12 protein-coding genes are annotated in these 17838 nt (G+C 73.7%); 1 reads left to right on the top strand and 11 read right to left on the bottom strand.

Translation table 11 applies throughout. The annotated features are described in order from the left end of the window. Positions 1 to 68: 68 nt before the first annotated feature. The 7 genes from ACZ470_RS02065 to ACZ470_RS02095 form a co-directional block, all read right to left on the bottom strand. Positions 69 to 1415, bottom strand: coding sequence for a vWA domain-containing protein (locus tag ACZ470_RS02065; protein WP_468423543.1), 1347 nt, complete (start codon positions 1413 to 1415; stop codon positions 69 to 71). A 112-nt stretch (positions 1416 to 1527) separates the two neighbouring features. Beyond that, positions 1528 to 2946 carry a PP2C family serine/threonine-protein phosphatase gene (locus ACZ470_RS02070; RefSeq protein WP_468423545.1) on the bottom strand — a complete coding sequence of 473 codons (1419 nt, stop codon included), beginning with the start codon at positions 2944 to 2946 and terminating at the stop codon, positions 1528 to 1530. A gap of 3 nt (positions 2947 to 2949) precedes the next feature. Continuing rightward, entirely contained in the window at positions 2950 to 5508 is a 2559-nt protein-coding gene (locus tag ACZ470_RS02075) for a serine/threonine-protein kinase (RefSeq protein WP_468423547.1), read from the bottom strand. Positions 5509 to 5530: 22 nt separating this feature from the next. Beyond that, entirely contained in the window at positions 5531 to 6868 is a 1338-nt protein-coding gene (locus ACZ470_RS02080; RefSeq protein ID WP_468423549.1) for a coiled-coil domain-containing protein, read from the bottom strand. Positions 6869 to 6934: 66 nt separating this feature from the next. Then, complete coding sequence (locus ACZ470_RS02085) at positions 6935 to 7981, bottom strand: glutamate ABC transporter substrate-binding protein (protein WP_468423550.1); 1047 nt, start codon at positions 7979 to 7981, stop codon at positions 6935 to 6937. Positions 7982 to 8016: 35 nt separating this feature from the next. Further along, positions 8017 to 9432, bottom strand: a complete 1416-nt coding sequence (locus tag ACZ470_RS02090; RefSeq protein ID WP_468423552.1) for a hypothetical protein — start codon at positions 9430 to 9432, stop codon at positions 8017 to 8019. A 562-nt stretch (positions 9433 to 9994) separates the two neighbouring features. Next, complete coding sequence (locus tag ACZ470_RS02095) at positions 9995 to 11101, bottom strand: mechanosensitive ion channel family protein (RefSeq protein ID WP_468424038.1); 1107 nt, start codon at positions 11099 to 11101, stop codon at positions 9995 to 9997. 293 nt (positions 11102 to 11394) lie between these two features. Between ACZ470_RS02095 and ACZ470_RS02100 the strand changes: the two genes are divergently transcribed. Next, positions 11395 to 11931: an HNH endonuclease gene (locus tag ACZ470_RS02100; RefSeq protein ID WP_142195330.1), complete on the top strand. Its 537-nt coding sequence runs from the start codon at positions 11395 to 11397 to the stop codon at positions 11929 to 11931. 92 nt (positions 11932 to 12023) lie between these two features. Here ACZ470_RS02100 and ACZ470_RS02105 read toward each other — a convergent pair whose 3' ends face one another. The 4 genes from ACZ470_RS02105 to ACZ470_RS02120 all read right to left on the bottom strand — a co-directional run bounded on the left by ACZ470_RS02105 (position 12024) and on the right by ACZ470_RS02120 (position 17587). Then, positions 12024 to 13388, bottom strand: a complete 1365-nt coding sequence (locus ACZ470_RS02105; protein WP_468423554.1) for an FtsX-like permease family protein — start codon at positions 13386 to 13388, stop codon at positions 12024 to 12026. Continuing rightward, a complete protein-coding gene (locus ACZ470_RS02110; protein ID WP_468423556.1) occupies positions 13385 to 14083 on the bottom strand; it encodes an ABC transporter ATP-binding protein in 699 nt (232 codons plus the stop codon). The genes ACZ470_RS02105 and ACZ470_RS02110 overlap by 4 nt, the downstream gene beginning before the upstream one ends. After that, entirely contained in the window at positions 14080 to 14613 is a 534-nt protein-coding gene (locus ACZ470_RS02115) for a PadR family transcriptional regulator (protein ID WP_468423558.1), read from the bottom strand. Before ACZ470_RS02115 ends, ACZ470_RS02110 begins: the two co-directional genes overlap by 4 nt. Before the next feature lie 88 nt (positions 14614 to 14701). Then, positions 14702 to 17587, bottom strand: coding sequence for a beta-N-acetylglucosaminidase domain-containing protein (locus ACZ470_RS02120; RefSeq protein WP_468423559.1), 2886 nt, complete (start codon positions 17585 to 17587; stop codon positions 14702 to 14704). Positions 17588 to 17838 lie beyond the last annotated feature (251 nt).

A 17838-nucleotide genomic window follows, 5' to 3' on the forward strand; every position in this document is an offset into this window, starting at 1 on the left:
CCTCTCCTGTCCGGCCGGTTCCGGCCGGTTTCTCCAACCCCGAGGGGTCAGGCTCGATTACTTACCGATCACTTCTTTACACGAACAGTCTTTGTCGACCGAGTCTCGAGCGTCATCTCGTCGGCCTCCTCGACCTTCGCCTTCAGTCGCACAGTACCCGTCGCGGCATCGACGACGTCCACCACCTTCGCAAGCAGTTTCGCAGTATCCGCGTTGCCGGACGCGCTCGCGAGCTGAACGGCCCTGCCCAGTTTGGCCGTTGCTCCGTCGATATCCCCCACTTTGCGCAGATCGAGACCCTCTTGGATGACTTCCGCCAGTTCGGCCTGCCCCGTGTAGTGGGCGACCTGAGGGTTGATCGACGTCGAGGCGGCCATGTCGTCCGTCCACACGGCCCGGACCAGCCCCTGCGCGCCGAGGTTCCGCACGCTGCCGTCCGGCTCCGGAATCACCAACGACAGCCGGGCCGCGAGCATCTCCTGCCCGATGCCGGCGGCCGGGACCTCCACGCAGACGTGGTAGTCACGGGACTCGTCACCCCAGGAACCCAGCGGGTAGTCGCCCGCGCGGGGGCCCGCCTCCGCGCGGCGTTCGGTCAGCTCCTCGACCGTGGGCGCGACCTGCTTGACGAACCTCACGGTCGTACCGACCGGCGTCCACAGCCGCAGCGAGACGTCCGCGACCTCCTTGCCCATCGCCGTCTCCATCATCTGCGTGAAGTCGGCGGCGAGACCGGCCGGGTCGGCGACGATGTCGGCGGTGCCGAGGAGGGCGGAGGCGATGCCTGTGACTTCTTTCACTTCCCAGTCGGTGCCCACACCGCGGGCGTCACAGGTGAAGCGTCCGGCGCAGGCGTCCAGGGCCGCCTTCAGGTCCTCCGGCGACTCGTGCTCGTTGCGGCCGTCGGTGAGCAGGATGCCGTGCCGGATGGCCACGTCCGCCGAGGCCAGCAGCCGGTCGGCCAGACCCAGCCAGGTGCCGATCGCCGTGCCGCCGCCCGCGCTCAGCCTCCGCAGCGCCTGCTTGGCCTGCTCACGGGTGCCCGCGTCGGCGACCGCGAGGCCGCCGCCGCCCGGATAGACCTCCTTGGCCACGTGCGTTCCGCCGACCACCGCGAAGTGCACGCCGTCGCGCAGGGCGTCGATCGCGGCGGCCGTGGCGTCCCGGGCGTTGCGCATCTTGGTCGGCGGGTAGTCCATCGAGCCCGAGCAGTCGACCATGAGGACCACGGCTGCCGACGGCCCCTCACCGGGCGAGTAGAGGTGGGGCGCCGTCACCGCGCTGCCGATGGTGCCGCCGCCGGTCGCGGTCACCGTGACGATGGCGTTGACCTCGCGGCCGCCCTCCGGCAGGTACTCGTTCTGGTACACGTCCACCGAGAACTGCGGCACGTTCGATTTCGACAAATTGGCCATGCCTGTTTCGATCCCCCTTGGCTGCCCCGACGGCGCGGGGCGACGACGGATGACGGACCGGTCCCCTCCGGTCCGTTGAGGCTTCCCCCTGAGAGGGGTCCCGTAAGCGGCCTCAGGCCGATCCTGCCCCCTGCGGGACGGCCGGGAACGGCACGAGGGCCACTGTTACGTTGTCGTGGCCCCCGCCGTCGAGGGCGTGACCGACCAGCACCCGGGCGCCGTGCAGGGGCCGTACGGCGGCGTCCGCGGGCACGGCCTCGGCCATGTCGTCGGCCGACTCCGCGTAGTTCCACAGGCCGTCCGTGCAGACCACGACCACACCGGGGCGGTCCGGCTTGAAGGACGCGGTGTGCGGCTCCAGTTCGTAGGCGTCGGCGCCGAGCCAGCCGGTGATCGCGTGGGCGCGCTGGTCGGCGTAGGCCTCGGCCTCGCCCATCAGGCCCGCGGCGACCATCTGCGCGGCCCACGAGTCGTCCTCGGTGAGCCGGGCCGCCGGGGCGGAGCGGTCCACCGGCACCCAGTAGGCGCGGCTGTCGCCGACCCAGCCGACCACCAGCAGGCCCGCCGTCACCACGGCGCCGACGATGGTGCACGCCGGGGCGTTCTGGTGCGGGGCGTGCTCACGCGCCGCGGCGGGCTCGTCGGCCAGCGCGTTGACCGCCTCCGAGGCGGCCACGATCGCGTCGTGCATCGCCTGCTGCGGGTGCGTGCCCCGCGGCAGGGCGGCGAGCAGCGACTCGCTCGCCGCGCGGGAGGCGGCGAGTGACGCCTCGTCGGGGCGGGTGGCGGAGGAGACGCCGTCACAGACGATCGCCACGGAGGCCGGGGAACCGTCCGGCAGCGCGGCGGTGCCGACGGCGAAGGCGTCCTCGTTGCGGTGGTGGCGCAGACCGCGGTCGCTGACCGCGGCCAGGGGGCCGCATTCCTGTTCCATGTGGTCCCGTTCGCGCGGCTGGGCGTGGCCGCAGTTCTCGCAGTAGCCGTCGTCGTCCACCCGGCCCGCGCGGCAGGCCACGCACACCGCGGCACTCCCACCGGCCCGCGCCGGCTCGGCGGCCACCCGCGGGTCCGGCGCCTGGAGCGGGTACTCGTCGGGCTGCGCGGCCGGTGAAGCGGCGGACGCCTCCTCCGGCTCCGCCCGCCGGTCGAAGCGCACCCCGGACGACGGGGCGGGCGGCGCCGCCGGCGGGGGCGGCGGTACGGCAGCGGGGGCGGGCGGCGGCGGCACGGCGCCGTTCGCCAAGGGCGGTACGACGGGAGCGGCTTGGGCCGGCACCGGGTCGGCGGGGCCGTCCGGGGCGGGCCAGGCCGGGGCGGCGGGCGGGGCCGACGGTGGCCGGACCTGGCCGCGATCCGCCGAGGACTGGGGCGGCACCGAGCCGTTCATGGCGATCGTCGGCTCGTCCCGCGGCCGTGCGGGGACCGTCGACAGGTCGTATCCGCACGCACCGCAGAAACGATCACCCGCCTCGAGGGGTTCCTCGCAGCTCGGGCACTTCGACAGAGCGGCCTGCTGGGGCATCTGCGACATCAACTACACCCACGTCCGGGGGCGGTAACGATTGGCACGTTCCACCAGGTCGATCCTCTCCTCGCCGCTGCGCGCCAGCCGGGCCAGCGTGCGGTACGAACGCTCCAGGCCGAAGCGCAGGCCCCGCTCGTCCAGACCGCTGCCGAGCAGCGTCCGTCCCCCGGCGGCGGGAGGGGCGGAACCCTGGCCCCCGGAGAGTACCCAGTCCAGCCCACAGCCGAGGACCTCGGCCGCCAACTGCTCGCGGCGCGCCGGATCCAGACCGTACGCCTCCAGGGCCTCGACCTGCCCGGCGGCGGCGGTCAGGTCGTCAAGGAACGGTACGTCACCGGCGGCGGCCGTACGCCCACGCAGCCGCGCCCGGACGGACGCCACCCGCGCGGCCGTGTAATGGATGGAGGACTCCGGCACCGACTCCAGCGTCCGCACGGCGCCACGCCGGTCCCCGGCCGCCAGCTGGACCCGGGCCAGCCCGAACGCCGCGCTCACATAGCTCGGGTCGGTCGACCACACCAGGCGGTAGTACTCGGCGGCGTTGTCCAACTGCCCCAGCACCTCCGCGCACACGCCGAGCGCCAGCTTCGGCGCGATCTCGCCGGGGAACGCGTCGTAGATCGCGTCGAAGGCCAGCGCGGCGCCCTCGTGGTCGCCGGTGACCAGCGCGGCCACGCCCCGGTACCAGACCACCCGCCAGTCGTCGGGGTCCCGTTCCTCAAGCTCGCGCAGCGCCGGCAGCGCGGTGGACCACTCGCCGGTCTCCAGCCGGGCGCGGATCTCGCGCAGCCGGGTCTCGGCCGACGGGGCGGGAGCGGCGGCCAGCGCGTTGATCAGCTCACCGGGCGCGGACGCCAGCAGACCGGCGAGGAAACCGGCGTTGGGGTCGGTGGGGTCGACATGCGGCACGGGCAGCGCGAGCGCGGCGGTGGGGCAGTCGACGGGCTTGACGAGGGCGGACGGAGGCGGAGCGGGGGAGCCGCCGGCGGGCGGAAGCGCCCGCTGCCCGTTCCGGGGACGGGGGACCGTCCGGGTGCCCAGGCGGGAGACGTCCCCGTTCAGCGCGGGGAACAACTCCGTGTCCGTCACCCGCAGTTCCGGGCCGAAGAGCGTCGACAGCGCCGGGCGGGCCCGCCCCGACTGGAGCGAGACCACCTCGCGCAGCACACCCGTCAGCTGCTCGGTCATCTCCTGTGCCGAGGCGAAGCGGCGGGCCGGGTCCGGGTCGGTGGCGCGGACCAGGAGCCGGTAGAACGACTCGTACTGCCGGAAGACCTCGATGTTGTCAGGGTCGGGCAGCGAGTCCACGTAGACGTTCGTGTAGCCCTGGAAGTCGAACGTGAGGACGGCGAGCGTCCGGGCGACCGTGTACAGGTCCGACGCCACCGACGGCCCGACGTCGGCCACCTCGGGCGCCTGGTAGCCGACCGTGCCGTAGATCGCCGACTCCTCGTCGTCCATCCGGCGGACCGCGCCCATGTCGATCAGCTTCAGCTGGTCCTCGGTCTGGATCGCGTTGTCGACCTTGAAGTCGCAATACAGCAGGTTGCGGCTGTGCAGATGACCGAGCGCCTCCAGGGCCTCGATGCCGTACGCGCAGGCCTGCTCCACCGGCAGCGGATCGCGCCTGCCCTCCGGGGTGCGGCGGCCGTTGGCGATCTCCTTCAGGGACTTGCCGCCGAGGTACTCCATGACGATGTAGCCGTCGAGGGAGCCGGTGCGCTGGTCGAGGTGCTCCACGAAGTTGTAGATCCGCACGATGTTGGCGTGCTCGATCTCCGCGAGGAAGCGCCGCTCGGAGATCGCCGCCGCCATCGCGTCCTGGTCGCCCGTGTCCAGCAGGCCCTTCAGCACCACCCAGCGGTCGGACACCGCCCGGTCCACGGCGAGGTAGATCCAGCCCAGGCCGCCGTGCGCCAGACAGCCGACCACCTCGTACTGGCCGTGCACGACGTCCCCGTCGCGCAGCTTCGGGACGAACGAGTACGGGTGACCGCACTTGGTGCAGAAGCCCTCCGTGCGCCCCGGCCGGCCGCTGCGGGCCCGGCCCACCGGCGCCCCGCAGTCGGAACGCGAACAGAACCGCTTCCGCTCGGGCACCTCGGGGTTGTCCAGCACCATCGCCCGCGGGTCGGGGCGCGGGATCGGCGGCACCTCGACCAGTCCCGCGCCGAGCCGGCCCCGGCCGGAGGAGCCGGCGGCGCCCGCGCCGGAGCTGCGCACCGACACCGAGCGGCCCGTGGTCCGGCCCGAGAGCGAGCGGGAGAGCCGCCCGGAGACCGACCGGCGCGACTTCGACGACTGGGACGACGTACGCGAACTCCGGCTGCTGCGGCTGCCGGTGCTCGCGCTGCCCGACGACCCGCGCGAGTCGTGGCCGCCCACCGTGATGCCGGTCGGGGCCGAGCCGACCATGCCGGTCGGCGACACGACCGGGGCCAGACCGCAGGTGTCGCAGTACAGCTCGCCGCCACCGACGTCCTCGTACGTGCCGCCGCAGTCGGGGCGCTGACAGGTGCGCGGGGCCGCCTGCCCGGTCCCGGACCCCTGGTTCTCCGGTTCGCTCATGACGCCGCCTCCCCCTTGTCGCTCATGCGCCGGGCCCCCTCCGGTCGTCCGGCACGCCCTGGCCGGGCACCCGCGGCGCGGAGCCGAGGAGTTCCGTGGCCGCCTGCTGGTAGCGCAGCACCGCCTGGTCGGCGGCGCGCAGATCGCAGGGCGCGCTCCACAGCATGCGGCGCGCCTTCTCGTACCGCTCCACCAGGACGGGATCCTCCGCCAGACCGTGCCGGGCGACCTTCGCCTTGTACGCGTCCAGCCGCCCGCGCAGCTCGGCACGGACCGCCAGCGGTGCCGTGACCGCGGTCAACGACTCGCGGGCCCGCAGCAGTTCGTCCTCCGCCTTCTGCTCCAGGGACTCCAGGAGCGGGGACAGCCGGTGCCACTGGGCGTGCCTGCGGTACTCGGCCGCCGTCGACAGCTGCTCCTGCAACGCGGTCGGCGGACCGCTCACCACCGGCACCTCCGTCGCGGCGATCTTCGCGAGGACCTCGCCGCGCGCGGTACGGGCCTCCGCGAGGGTGCGGTCGGCGCGCGACAGCACGTCCCGCAGCCTGACGATGCGCTTCTCGGCGTCCTGGCGGACCGTCAGCACCGCGTCGATCTCGCGGCGCACGTCCTCCAGCGCGCGTGCCTCACGGTCGTAGACGGTGGTGTCGGGCCGTCCGCCGCCCGGCGCCGAACTGCCCTCCGCGCGCTTCCAGAACGCCAGCGGGTCGGACACCACCTGCTCGCGCAGCCGGGTCAGGGTGCGGGTGATCCGCTCCAGGTCGTCGCCCGCCGGGTGTTCGCCCGGCCGCACACCGACCGAGTGGGCGAGCCTGCTGGTGCGCTGGAGCTCGGCGGAGAGTAAATCGATCCGCGCGGGCAGCGCCGACCACACCGCGTCCGCCGCGACGACCATGTCGAGCGAGGACGCGTACAGCTCGTTCATGCGGTCGACGAGGGTGGCCAGTGAGTACCGCTCGCTGAGTCTGCCGGGCCCGGCGCCGTGGAGTGTCGGCGCGTGGGCCGTCGCCGTCGCGCTGCCGGCCACGGTCACCGAGTCGCCGCGCAGCAGCTCCGTCAGCTCCACCAGGTCCTCACGGCTGGACCAGCGGCGGCGGGCCCTGATGTCCCGCGCGGTGCGCAGCGCGTCCGTGTACGCGTCGAAGTACGTCCACAGCAGCGTGATCGCCGCCTCCGTGGCCGTCCAGCGCTCCTCGGTCAGACCGGTGAGCCGCGCGCCCTCCAGGAGTCTTCGGCCCGCGTGGTCCTGCAAGGCGAGGAGCGAGGTCTCGATCGCCTCGTGCTCCGCGCCGAGCCGCGCCAGCGCACGGTCCACCTCGTCCCGGTCCATCACCGGCCCGGTGGGATCCGTGTCGGCCATCGATCACCTCTCGCTGCGGGGTTGTTGACGGTGGGTGGGGAGTGTCCGGCTGGGGTCGGATCGGTGTCAGCTCGTGCGCAGGTACTCCGGGTCGGGCGGCTCCGAGTCGGAGGGGTCGTCCCCCAGGGTGGCCGACAGCCAGTCGCGGTACGACTCCCGCCAGCCGGCCTCGTCGTCCGCGCGGAAGTCCACCAGGATCTGGTTGACCCGGCGGACCAGGTCGTCCGCGTCCTTCTTCATCGCCACGCCGTAGTACTCGGTCGTGAACGCCTCGCCCTTGAGCTCGACCGTCGGATCCTGCGCGGCCTGGCTGGCCGCGAGCGCGGCGTCGGTGACCACCGCGTCGACCTCGCCGAGCTGGAGACGCACCAGGCAGTCCAGCTGGTTGGGGACGGTGGTGCGGATGTCGGTGGACGCCGGGAGCCGGCCCGCCTCCTTGTCCGCCTCCAGATTCGTGTACGCCGTGGAGCCCGTGGCCGTGCAGATCTCCTGGCCCGCGAGGGTCTCGTCGTATCCCTCGATCGGCGAGGACTTCGGGGCCAGGACCTGCTGGCCCGTCTTGAAGTACGGTGCGGAGAACGCCACGTCGTCGATGCGGTCGCAGGCGATCGTCATCGTGCGGACCACCATGTCCACGCGGCCCCCCTGGATCGCCGGTACGCGCTGGTCGGTCGGGATCGCCTTGAACTGGACGGCGTCGCGGTCGCCGAGTATCTCCTCGGCGATGCGGTGCACCAGGTCGATGTCGAAGCCCTCGAGTGTGCCGCTCTCGCCGCTGTTGGGGTCGCGGTAGCCCCAGCGGTAGCTGTTCTGGTCGACGCCGACGATCAGCTTGCGCTTCTCGCCCTCCCGGTTCTTGATCGCCTCGATGGTGGGGCCGTCGGCGTCGGCGGGGGAGAGGGTCTGCTTCTCGGGGGCCGTGCAGTCCTCGGCTGCCCGCGCTTGTGCCTGCGCCTGCGAGACGGGTTGGCCGGCCGGTTTCGCCCGGGTGGTGGGTGGGGTGGTGGTGCAGGTCAGGAGCAGCGCGAAAACCAGCGCCAGGGCGCAGGCGGTGGCCATCGCGCCCACTCCGCCCCAGCCCTTCAGGCGGGCCCGCAGGTGTCGTGCGACCATCGTCATGGCCCCCTTCGGCTCTGTCACCCGTCCGTTCATCGGTACTCCGACAGCCTGCGGCCGATGCCCAGCACCGCGCCGGCCGCGCCCAGTACGGCGAGGACCGCCGCGCCGGCCGGCAGGCCCGTCAGCGCGTCCCTGCCGTCCCCGGCCGCCAGCTTGAACTCCTTCTCCTCGTGGTCCAGCGCGGTGGCCAGGTTGTCGTCCACGCTGTCGAAGCACTCGCCGGTCGCGCCCTCGGCGCCGATCACCATGTCCAGCGCCTGCTGGTAGTTGCCGTTCTCGTCCTGTTTCCGGGCCGCCGCGTGGCGCTTCTTCCACTCGGTCATGTTGCCCACCGCGGAGGAGACCGGCTTCGCGCCGATGTCGTCGTCCGCGAGTCGCTCCGCCTCGGCCAGGCCCTTGCCGAGGGCGTCCATGTCGCGGCCGAAGTCGTAGTCGTAGGCGTCGAACGTCTTCTTGCCGACCTTCTTCGTCTCGGCGCCCCGCGCCACCAGGGTCAGGTTCTCGTTGCCCCGGGCCTTCAGGGAGGCGATACGGGCGTCGTGCAGCACGTTGAGCGAGCGGACGCCGTGATCGTAGGAGTCGTTGAGGCCCGAGCGGGCGAGGGTGTGGCCGACCGTCAGCCAGAGGAGGACGACCGTGGCGGCCGTCGTCGCCGCCACCAGGCCGTGGTTGAGGACCCGGTTGGTGCGGAGGTAGTTGCGGCGCATGGCCCAGGCGAGGGCGGCCAGGGCGACGACGCCGAGGGCGATCGCGGCCCAGGGGTAGGGGGTCGCGTCGGCGTAGTCGGAGCGCAGGCGCTGGTTCTCCCTGGTGTAGAGGTCCTCCGCCGCCGGGAGCATCTCCTTCTGCATCTTCTCGTTCGCGTACCGCAGGTAGGCGCCGCCGACGGGGAAGCCCTGGCGGTTGTAGGTGCGGGCGCGTTCGACCAGGCCCTTGTACTCGGGGAGGAGGCGGTTGAGCTCGGTGATCGTGTCCGCGGACGGGGAGCCCGGCTCGGAGTTCGCCGCGGCGTTGACGAGTTTGTCGGCGGCGGTGCGGATGCGCTTCTCGTAGCGGTCCCTGGACTCCTCGGTCTCCTGACCGCCGGCCAGGAAGCCGCTGGACGCGGCGGTGTTGGCGTCGGCGAGGGAGCGGTAGATCTCGGCGGCGTCCGAGCTGAGGGGCTGGCTGCTGGTGAGGACGTCGTCGGCGGCCGCGGCCCTGTCGGTCATCTGCCAGGCGGTCACGGCGCCGAAGGCCACGACGAGGGCGGCGAGGACCGCGCCGATGATGCGCAGGCGGCCCGGCTCCGTGGCGGCGGCCTTGCGGAGGCGGTCGACGCCCTCGGCGAAGGCGGTGCGGCGGGGTGGTGCGGGGGTGTTCGCGGGGGTGGGTTGGGGCGGCACCGCCGGGAGTACGGGCGTGGCGGTGCCGGGTGGCGCCGCGCTGTTCGGCGTGTGTGTCACTTGACCTCCCCCATGGTCATCCTTCGCGCCAAGTATTGCCGTCGGGGCCGACATTCGCACCGGCCTTGGCACGATCTTGATCCGATCGCTGCACCCACCCTGCCCACGAACACGTCCTGGAAATCAGTTCGGTTCCCGTGCCCACGGTTGGTGGGTGGGTCGGGGCCGCGCCGGGGGTGTCCGTCCTCGGACCGGCGCGATTGGGTCACTCGGAGAGGCGCGGGGCGCGGACGCGCCAGCCACTGCGGGCGGCCACCCCCGCCCCGTCCCCTTCCGCCGTACGCGGCTCCCCGTCGCGTCTCCCGCGGGCAGCCGTCTGCCGTATGCCGCCCATCCGCGGGCAGTCGTGCCGCTGGGGCGATGGGGGTACCTCCCGCTCGAGCGAAGCCGAGAGTGGGGGAGGGTGGGCGCGACGGCACCCCGCAAGCGCCGGGCCGCGCGACCCACCCCCGGCCCGCACCAACGCGGAGCACCCCGCACGGCGCCGGGCGCCACAAACCCACCCCCGCACAGGGAAGAGGGCGGCACCCAACTCCCAGGCACCGCCCTCCCACGCGGGCGTCTACTTCGTCGTACTCGGCGGCGTCAGCGGCGAAGCCGCAACCGACTGCGGGGACACCGTGCTCGAGTACACCGACGGCGGCGCCACCCCCGCCGAGGGATCGGCGACCTCGACGTCCTCCGTCGCCGTCGCACCCCCCACGATCCGAATCCCACGCGCATCGAACGCGCGCTTGATACGCCAGCGCAGCTCCCGCTCCACGGTCAGGGACTTCCCCGGCATCGTCTTCGCCGAGACCCGGACCACCATCGACTCCAGCAGCACCGAGTCCAGCCCGAGCACCTCGATCGGGCTCCACAGGAGCTCGTTCCAGGGCTCCTCCTTGCCCATCTTCTCGGCGACCTCGGTCAGCGTGGCCTTCACCCGGTCCAGGTCCTCGTCGGAACGGACCGTGACGTCGACGTTCGCGGTCGCCCAGCCCTGGGAGAGGTTGCCAATGCGCTTGACCTCGCCGTTGCGCACGTACCAGATCTCGCCGTTGTCGCCGCGCAGCTTGGTCACCCGCAGCCCGACCTCGATCACCTCACCGGAGGCCACCCCCGCGTCGACCGTGTCGCCGACGCCGTACTGGTCCTCCAGGATCATGAAGACGCCGGAGAGGAAGTCCGTCACCAGGTTGCGCGCGCCGAAGCCGATCGCCACGCCCGCGACACCCGCCGAGGCCAGCAGCGGGGCCAGGTTGATCTGGAACGTGCCGAGGATCATCAGCGCGGCCGTGCCCAGAATGAGGAAGGACGCCACCGAACGCAGTACCGAGCCGATCGCCTGCGAGCGCTGGCGGCGCCGCTCGACGTTGACCAGCAGACCGCCGAGCGCCGTGCCGTCCACGGCCTGGGCGGTCCGGGACATGCGGTCGACCAGCCTGGTGATCGCCCGCCGCACCACCACTCTCAGTACGGCCGCGATCACCAGGATCAGCAGGACCCGCAGACCGATCGCGAGCCACGTCGACCAGTTCTCCTCCACCCAGCCGGCGGCGTTCGTGGCGCTCTCCTGGGCGTCCTGGAGCGTGGGTACCCGGGGTGTCCCGGACTCCGAGGGCGTCGGCGACGGACCGGCGGCCGTCAGGACGGCGGACAAGGACACGGCAGGTACCTCCAGGTGCATCTCTGCCCCCGGTGCGTCGGTCAAGGTGTTCAAGGTCACGAAAGGGTCACCGTCGCGGGCAGAACCACCACACTAACGGGGCATTGTGGGGGGATCGGCCCGCCCTGTGAAGAAGAGACCGGCCTCACCTGCGCTTGAACAGGCCATGATCCTGGGGATGAATCGGGATGTGGTCGAAAACACTCCCAGCCCGTTACCGGGAGATGGTGGCGCGTTCACCAGGCATGAGGGGAGACTGACTACGGATCGTCCCGGCGCGAGCCACGCGCCGCCGGCGTACAAGGAGGCCGTCCGTGCCGCATGTCCTGGTCCTCAACGCGTCGTACGAGCCGCTCGGCGTCGTACCGCTCCGCCGCGCGCTCGTGCTCGTCCTCGAGAACAAGGCAGTCTGCCTCGAGGAGACCGGCGCCTATCTGCACAGCGCGACCGTCACAGTCCCCGCACCCAGCGTGGTCCGGCTCAAGCGTTTCGTGCGGGTTCCCTACCGGGGGCCCGTTCCTCTCACCCGCCGGGCGCTGTTCGCCCGCGACGGGGGCCGGTGCATGTACTGCGGTGGCGTCGCAACCAGCGTCGACCACGTCATCCCGCGCAGTCGCGGGGGCAAGCACGTCTGGGACAACGTGGTGGCGTCCTGCCGCCGCTGCAACCACGTGAAGGCCGACCGTCACCTGTTCGAGCTGGGCTGGCGCCTGCGCCACAAACCTGCCCCGCCCACCGGCCTGGCCTGGCGCATCATCGGCACGGGCCATAGGGACCCGCGCTGGCTGCCGTATCTCCAGCCGTACGGCGCGGACGACGCCATGGCCCGGATCGACGGCATCTCCGCCTGACCGATCCGGGCCTTCGTGTTCGGTGCGGCACCTCTGGCTCGTGGCGCGCGGCCGGCCCCGGGAAACCCCCGTTCCCCCGGGGCCGTCCGGGTTCACGCGTACCGCAGCTCCGCCGGGCGGATGGTGCGGCGCAGGAGGGGCAGGGCGGTGGCGGCGGACAGGAGGCAGGTCGCGTAGACCGTGAGCGGGACCAGCAGGGCCGCCCAGGGCCATGAGCCCGATGCGAGCGAGGCGTAGCCGGTGCCGACCGCCATGCCGCCGGCCCCCGCGAGCAGCAGGGCCGGTGCGAGCGGCAGGGCGGTCTCCAGCAGCAGCGCCCGGTTCAGCACCGTGCGCGGCACTCCGGCGGCGGCCTGTGCCGCCAGGCCCCGGCGGCGGGTGGCGAGCGACTCGGCGGTGCCGACGGCGAGACCGGCCAGGGTGATCGCCAGGCCCACCGCGATCGCGGCGGCGGTCAGATCCAGCCCGGTCGTGTAGTACGCCATGCTCTCCCCGCGGTACCTGCTCTCGCGCAGCGTCTCCAGCAATCCCTGTCGTACGCCCACGAACGCGGTGCCCACGACCGTCACCAGCAGCACCGCCGCGTGCGTACGGGCCGCCGCCCACGGGTCGTCGCGCAGCCGTTCCGCCGCGATCAGCGTCGCCGCCGAGCGGGCTCGTACTGCCAGGGTCCGGCCCACGAGACGGCAGGTGGCCCCGGACAGCCACACCGAGCCCGCGCCGACCGCGAGCAGCGCCGCGAACACCGTCATCGGCGTCTGCCACTGCCTCGGGCCCCGGGGCCCGGTCGAGGTGGTGGTCGCCGCGAGCAGCGCCAAACCGGCCACCAGCAGCAGCGACAGCAGGAACAGCCCTCCCGCCCCGCGCCCCGAACGCGTGGGGCCGACGCGGCGCACCCGGCCGAGCGGCGAGGCCACCACCCGGCGCAGCGCCAGCGCGCCCGCCGCCGCGCCCAGCACCGGCACGGCGAGGGGGACCAGTACGACCAGGGCCCAGGTGAGCGCGGCCGGGCGCTCCCACAGCCGGAGCAGGACCGGTACCGAGACGACCGTCGCGACCGCCGAGCCGAGCAGACAGGCCGGCCCGGTCTCCAGCGCGGCGATCCGCCGCACCTGGCCCGGAGTCGCCCCGGCCAGCCGCAGCGCGGCCAGCCGCCGGTCGCGGTGCACGGCCCCGATGCGGGCGCACTGGCCGAGGAACCCGAGCACCGGGACCAGGAGCAGCAGCAGGGCGAGGATCACCCCGGAGCGCGTGCCGGGTTCGCTGAGCAGGCCCTCGGCGAGGGACACGGTGTAGTCGTTGCCCCGCAGGGAGGCCAGGACGGCGGCCGCCAGCGCCAGCCCGGTCGCGAGGGCCGCGCCGGTCGCGGTGAGCCCGATCCGCCACCACTCCCGCCGGTCGGAACCGCGGGTGAGCTGCCAGGCGAGGCGCAGGTCGGCATTCAGGGACGTCGTCATGCCGTCACCTCCAGCGGGGCCACGGCCCCGTCGCGCAGCTGCACTTCCCGGTCCGCGTACGCCGCCACCTGCGCGTCGTGGGTGATCAGCAGCACCGCCGTGCCGGCCTCGCGGGCCGTGTGCACCAGGGCCGTCATCACCTGCTCGCCCGCGAGTGAGTCCAGGGCGCCGGTCGGCTCGTCCGCGAAGACCACCCGGGGGCCTGTGACCAGGGCGCGGGCCAGCGCCGTCCGCTGCGCCTGCCCGCCGCTCAGCTCCCCGGGCCGCAATTCCCCCTGCCCGCGCACCCCGAACCGCTCCAGCCACTCCCCGGCCGCCGCGTGCGCCGTGGCCCGCTCGGTGCCGGCCAGCATCAGCGGAAGCGCCACGTTGTCGAGCGCGGTCAGCTCCGGGATCAGCTGGCCGAACTGGAACACCACCCCGAATTCGGTGCGGCGCAGCTCGCTCAGCCGCTTCTCCGGCAGCTCCTCCAGCCGCTCGCCCGCGTAGGTCACCGAGCCCTCGTCGGGGCGGACGATGCCGGACAGACAGTGCAGCAGCGTGGACTTGCCGCTGCCGCTGGCGCCGGTCACCGCGAGGATCTCGCCCGCGCGCAGCTCGACGGAGGCGCCGCGCAGGGCCTCGGTCCTGCCGTGCGCCTTGACCAGCCCGCGGCCCGCGAGCAGCGGCCCCGCCGTGTTGTCCCCCATGCTCATGCTGTGTCGACCTCCGCGGTCAGGGTGGTGAGCCGGGCCGCCGTCGTCGTCATCCAACGGAGGTCGGCGTCCAGATGGTTGAGGGCGAAGTCCGCCGAGAGCACGGTCGCCAGATCCGCGCCCCGCGCCGACTTCACCGCGGTGAGCTCCCGCATCCGCTCCATGTGGGCGGCGCGCTGGGCGCGCAGATACGCGGCCGGGTCGCCGGCGGACAGGATCGACACCACGACCTTGGCGAAGATCTCGTTCGTCACGAACGGCGCGGGCGGGGCGATCTCCCCGGCCCAGCGCGACAGTTCGCGCGTCCCGTCGTCCGTGGCACGGTACATCGTGCGCTCCGGGCCGCCGTCCGAGTCGGTGCCCTCGACCTCGGCGAGGCCGTCCCGGACCAGTCGTTGCAGGGTCGTGTAGACCTGCCCGTAGGCCAGCGGGCGGGCCTGCGGGAAGCGTTCGTCGTGGCGTCGCTTGAGGTCGTAGCCATGGCTCGGCCCCGAGGCGAGCAGGCCCAGCAGGATGTGGCGGGTGCTCATGGCGCCATTATGTACTGAGTACATGTACTGAGTGAATAGTGATCGAGGAAAAGATCCGCACCGGGTGCCGGGTGCCCGGCGGGGGCTCTCAGTCCGCGACCGCGTACGCCTCCACCGACCACAGCGAGTAGCCGTACCGCGTGGCCCGCTTCTCGCCCTGGACGCGGATGTGGCGCACACCGGGCTCGTCCATGCGGACCGTCTCCCGGCCGCCGCGGCTCTCCCGCACCGTCGCCGCCGTGCGCCAGGTGCGGCCGTCCCCCGACACCTCGACGCGGTACGCCGACGGGTGCGCCTCCTGCCAGTGCAGCGCGACCTTCCCGAGCCGTACCGGGCGCTCCAGTTCGACCTGCCACCAGGCGTCGTCGTCGACCGGGGACGACCAGCGCGTCTCCGGGTCGCCGTCGTTCGCCGCCCGGGCCGGGAAGTCGGGCGTCTCGTCGGCCGAGGAGCCCGCCCGGCCGGTGCGGGCCAGGTCGGGGCCGCCGGTCCGGGGGACGGCGTGGACCGTCAGGGTGCGGGTCGCGCCGGCGAACGCGAGCCGGACGGCGTACGACCCGGCAGGTGTGCCCGGCTTCACGGTCACCTCGACCGGTACGTCCACGGGCGTACCGCGCGGGACGGTCAGCGCGTCCTCGGGCACCCGGACGTCGAGGCCCTTCGGGGCCTCCACGGTCAGTTTCCCGCGCACCTCGGCGGGGCGCAGCGAGCCGAGGGCGGCGGTCAGCCGCCGGGTGCCGCCGATGTCGGTGTCCGCGCGGTCGCCGGGCAGCTCCAGGGAGGCGGCGGCCGTGTCCGCGAACCAGGGGACCAGGTGCCGGACCTCTGAGGCGCCCGCGCCGGTCACCCGCACGGCGTCCACCGGATCGCCGGAGCCGGCCGGCAGCTCGGTGGCGCCCGTCGCCGACAGCGCGCCCAGCCGGCGCCACCCCCCGCCCGGGGCGCGGACCTCCACGGCCCCGTCCGCGCCGGGCTCGGTGAGCACCGTCACCGCGTTCAGCGCGCGGGCGCGCGGCAGACGGAGAGTGGGGTCGCCGGCGGACGGGGCGGGCGGCTCGTGGTCGATGCCCGCCCAGCTCTCGTACGCCTGCTGCGCCCGGCTCAGGAAGGGGTCCAGCACGCCCTCGCCGACCGTCACCCGCGACGACTCCAGCCGGGCCCGCTGCGCGCCGAGCCGCCGGTACGCCGTCCAGGCGCCGCCCGCGTCCCCGGCCCGCTGGGCGTGCAGCAGGTCCAGGGCGGTGGTGCCCGCCTCGCCGTAGCGGGCCAGTCGCCCCGTCCAGGGGGAGACCTCGGCGGCGAGCGCGGTCCCGGACAGCCGCTCCGGCAGATCGCGCAGGACGGTGAAGGCCGCGCGCAGCCGCCCGGCCGCCCGTGTCCCGTCGTCCCCGCGAGTGGTCGCGCGGGTCCGCCAGAACTCCTCCATCAGCGGACGCAGATAGGCGGACTCCTCGCCGCCCAGCACCGAGGACGCGGTGTTCGCGGCCAGCGCGGTCAGCGCCTGACGGCGCCGGGCGTCACCGCCCGCGAGGTCCGCGATCGCGGCCCGCCAGGACTCCTCGGGGCGGTAGTCGCGCGGGTTCCAGGCGAAGTCCGCGGCGGTGAACAGGGGGATGCGGGACGCCTCGGGCTGGGCCATCGCGTTGGCGAGCAGCGCGGCCGAACCGGCGGCGACGGCCGGTTCGCGGCCCTGGTAGGGGCCGAGGAAGATCCGGCCGGGTGCGTAGTCGTTCACCGGGTAGTTGTCCATGGTCACCAGCGGATGCCCGAACACCTCCCGGGCCTTCGCCAGTTCGCGGCCCTTGATGGTGCGCGGCACCACCCCGACCCCGGTCCACGCCACCTCGACGCCCGGGTCCAGTTCCCGGGCGAGGGCGCGCCGGTACGCGGTCGAGCCGTCCTCGTAGTACTCGGTGGGCATCAAGGACAGGGCGGCCGAGCCGGGGTGACGGTCGGCCAGGTGCCGGGCCACCGCGTTTGCCACATGGGCCTGGGCGCGGGCCGCGGCCTCGGGGCCGGAACCGAACCGGTCGGCGTCCGCCCCGCAGTGCCACTCGCTGTAGCTGACGTCGTGGAACTGGAGCTGGAAGGCGCGGAAGCCCAGCGACCGCATCGCGTCCAGCTTGCGGGTCAGCGCCCGCAGGTCGTCGTCCGAGGCGAAGCACATCGCCTGGCCCGGCGCCACCGCCCAGCCGGGTGTGACGTGGTTGCGCCGCGCCCGCTCGGCCAGCTCCCGGAACTCCGCGCGCCGCTCGGCCGGGTACGGCTCACGCCAGCGGGCCTGCCGGTGGAGGTCGTCGCCGGGGGCGTACAGGTACCGGTTCTGCTTGGTGCGGCCCATGAAGTCCAGCTGCGCCAGCCGCTGCTCGTGCGTCCACGGGGTGCCGTAGAAGCCCTCGGTGACGCCGCGCACACGGGTGGCGGGCCAGTCGCGTACGACGGCCGCGGTGATCGTGCCGTCGCCGGGGCGCGTCAGCCGGCGCAGGGTCTGCACGGCGTGGAACTGGCCGTCGCCGTCCGCGCCGGTGAGGGAGACGGTCCCCTTGCCGACGGACAGTGTGTAACCGCCGGCGGGAAGGGCGTGCCGGGGGCCGCCCGGGGCGCGTTCCGTACCCACGCGCACCACGAGCGCCCCCTCGGGCCTCGGTGCGCCGGGGGCGGTGAACCGGCTCGCGCCCGCCTGCCGCAGCAGCGCGCGGAGCGCGTCGAGGGCGTACGCGTCGGCCGTCGCGTCGGCGATCAGGGCGACCTCCTCGGTCACCTCGACCGGGGCGCCGTTGGGGCGCAGGGAGTGCGGGCGCGGCCACACGGCCGGGGCCGTCGCCCCGGCCGGGTCGGCGGCGGGGGAGGTGGTGGTTCCGGGCGCGGGCGGCGCGGCCACGGCGGCGGGTGTCGCGCCCAGGGTCCCCGCGAGCACGGCGAGGGCGAGCGCGGCCCCCGTGGCGTTCGCCGTCCTCCCACGCCGCAGCCGCACGGGCCCCTCCTGTCTGCTCGACGCGCTCGACTTCGCTTGACGGCCGTCGGCCCGGTGGCCGATGCGGCCGTGTCCATTCCGTTACCAAGCAACCCAGAGCCCACCACCTGTGCGGTGAACGTGTCAATGAGAGTGGCCGATGTGGCGTATTTGTCCCACTGTGGGGGGAGGGGATGGGAACAGAGTGTGAGCAGAAGCACGTCGGGTGACTTTGTGCGTCTGGCCTCGCGTCCGCTGGGTAGGGCTGCGAG

It is taken from the genome of Streptomyces sp. NPDC031111 (assembly GCF_055570675.1).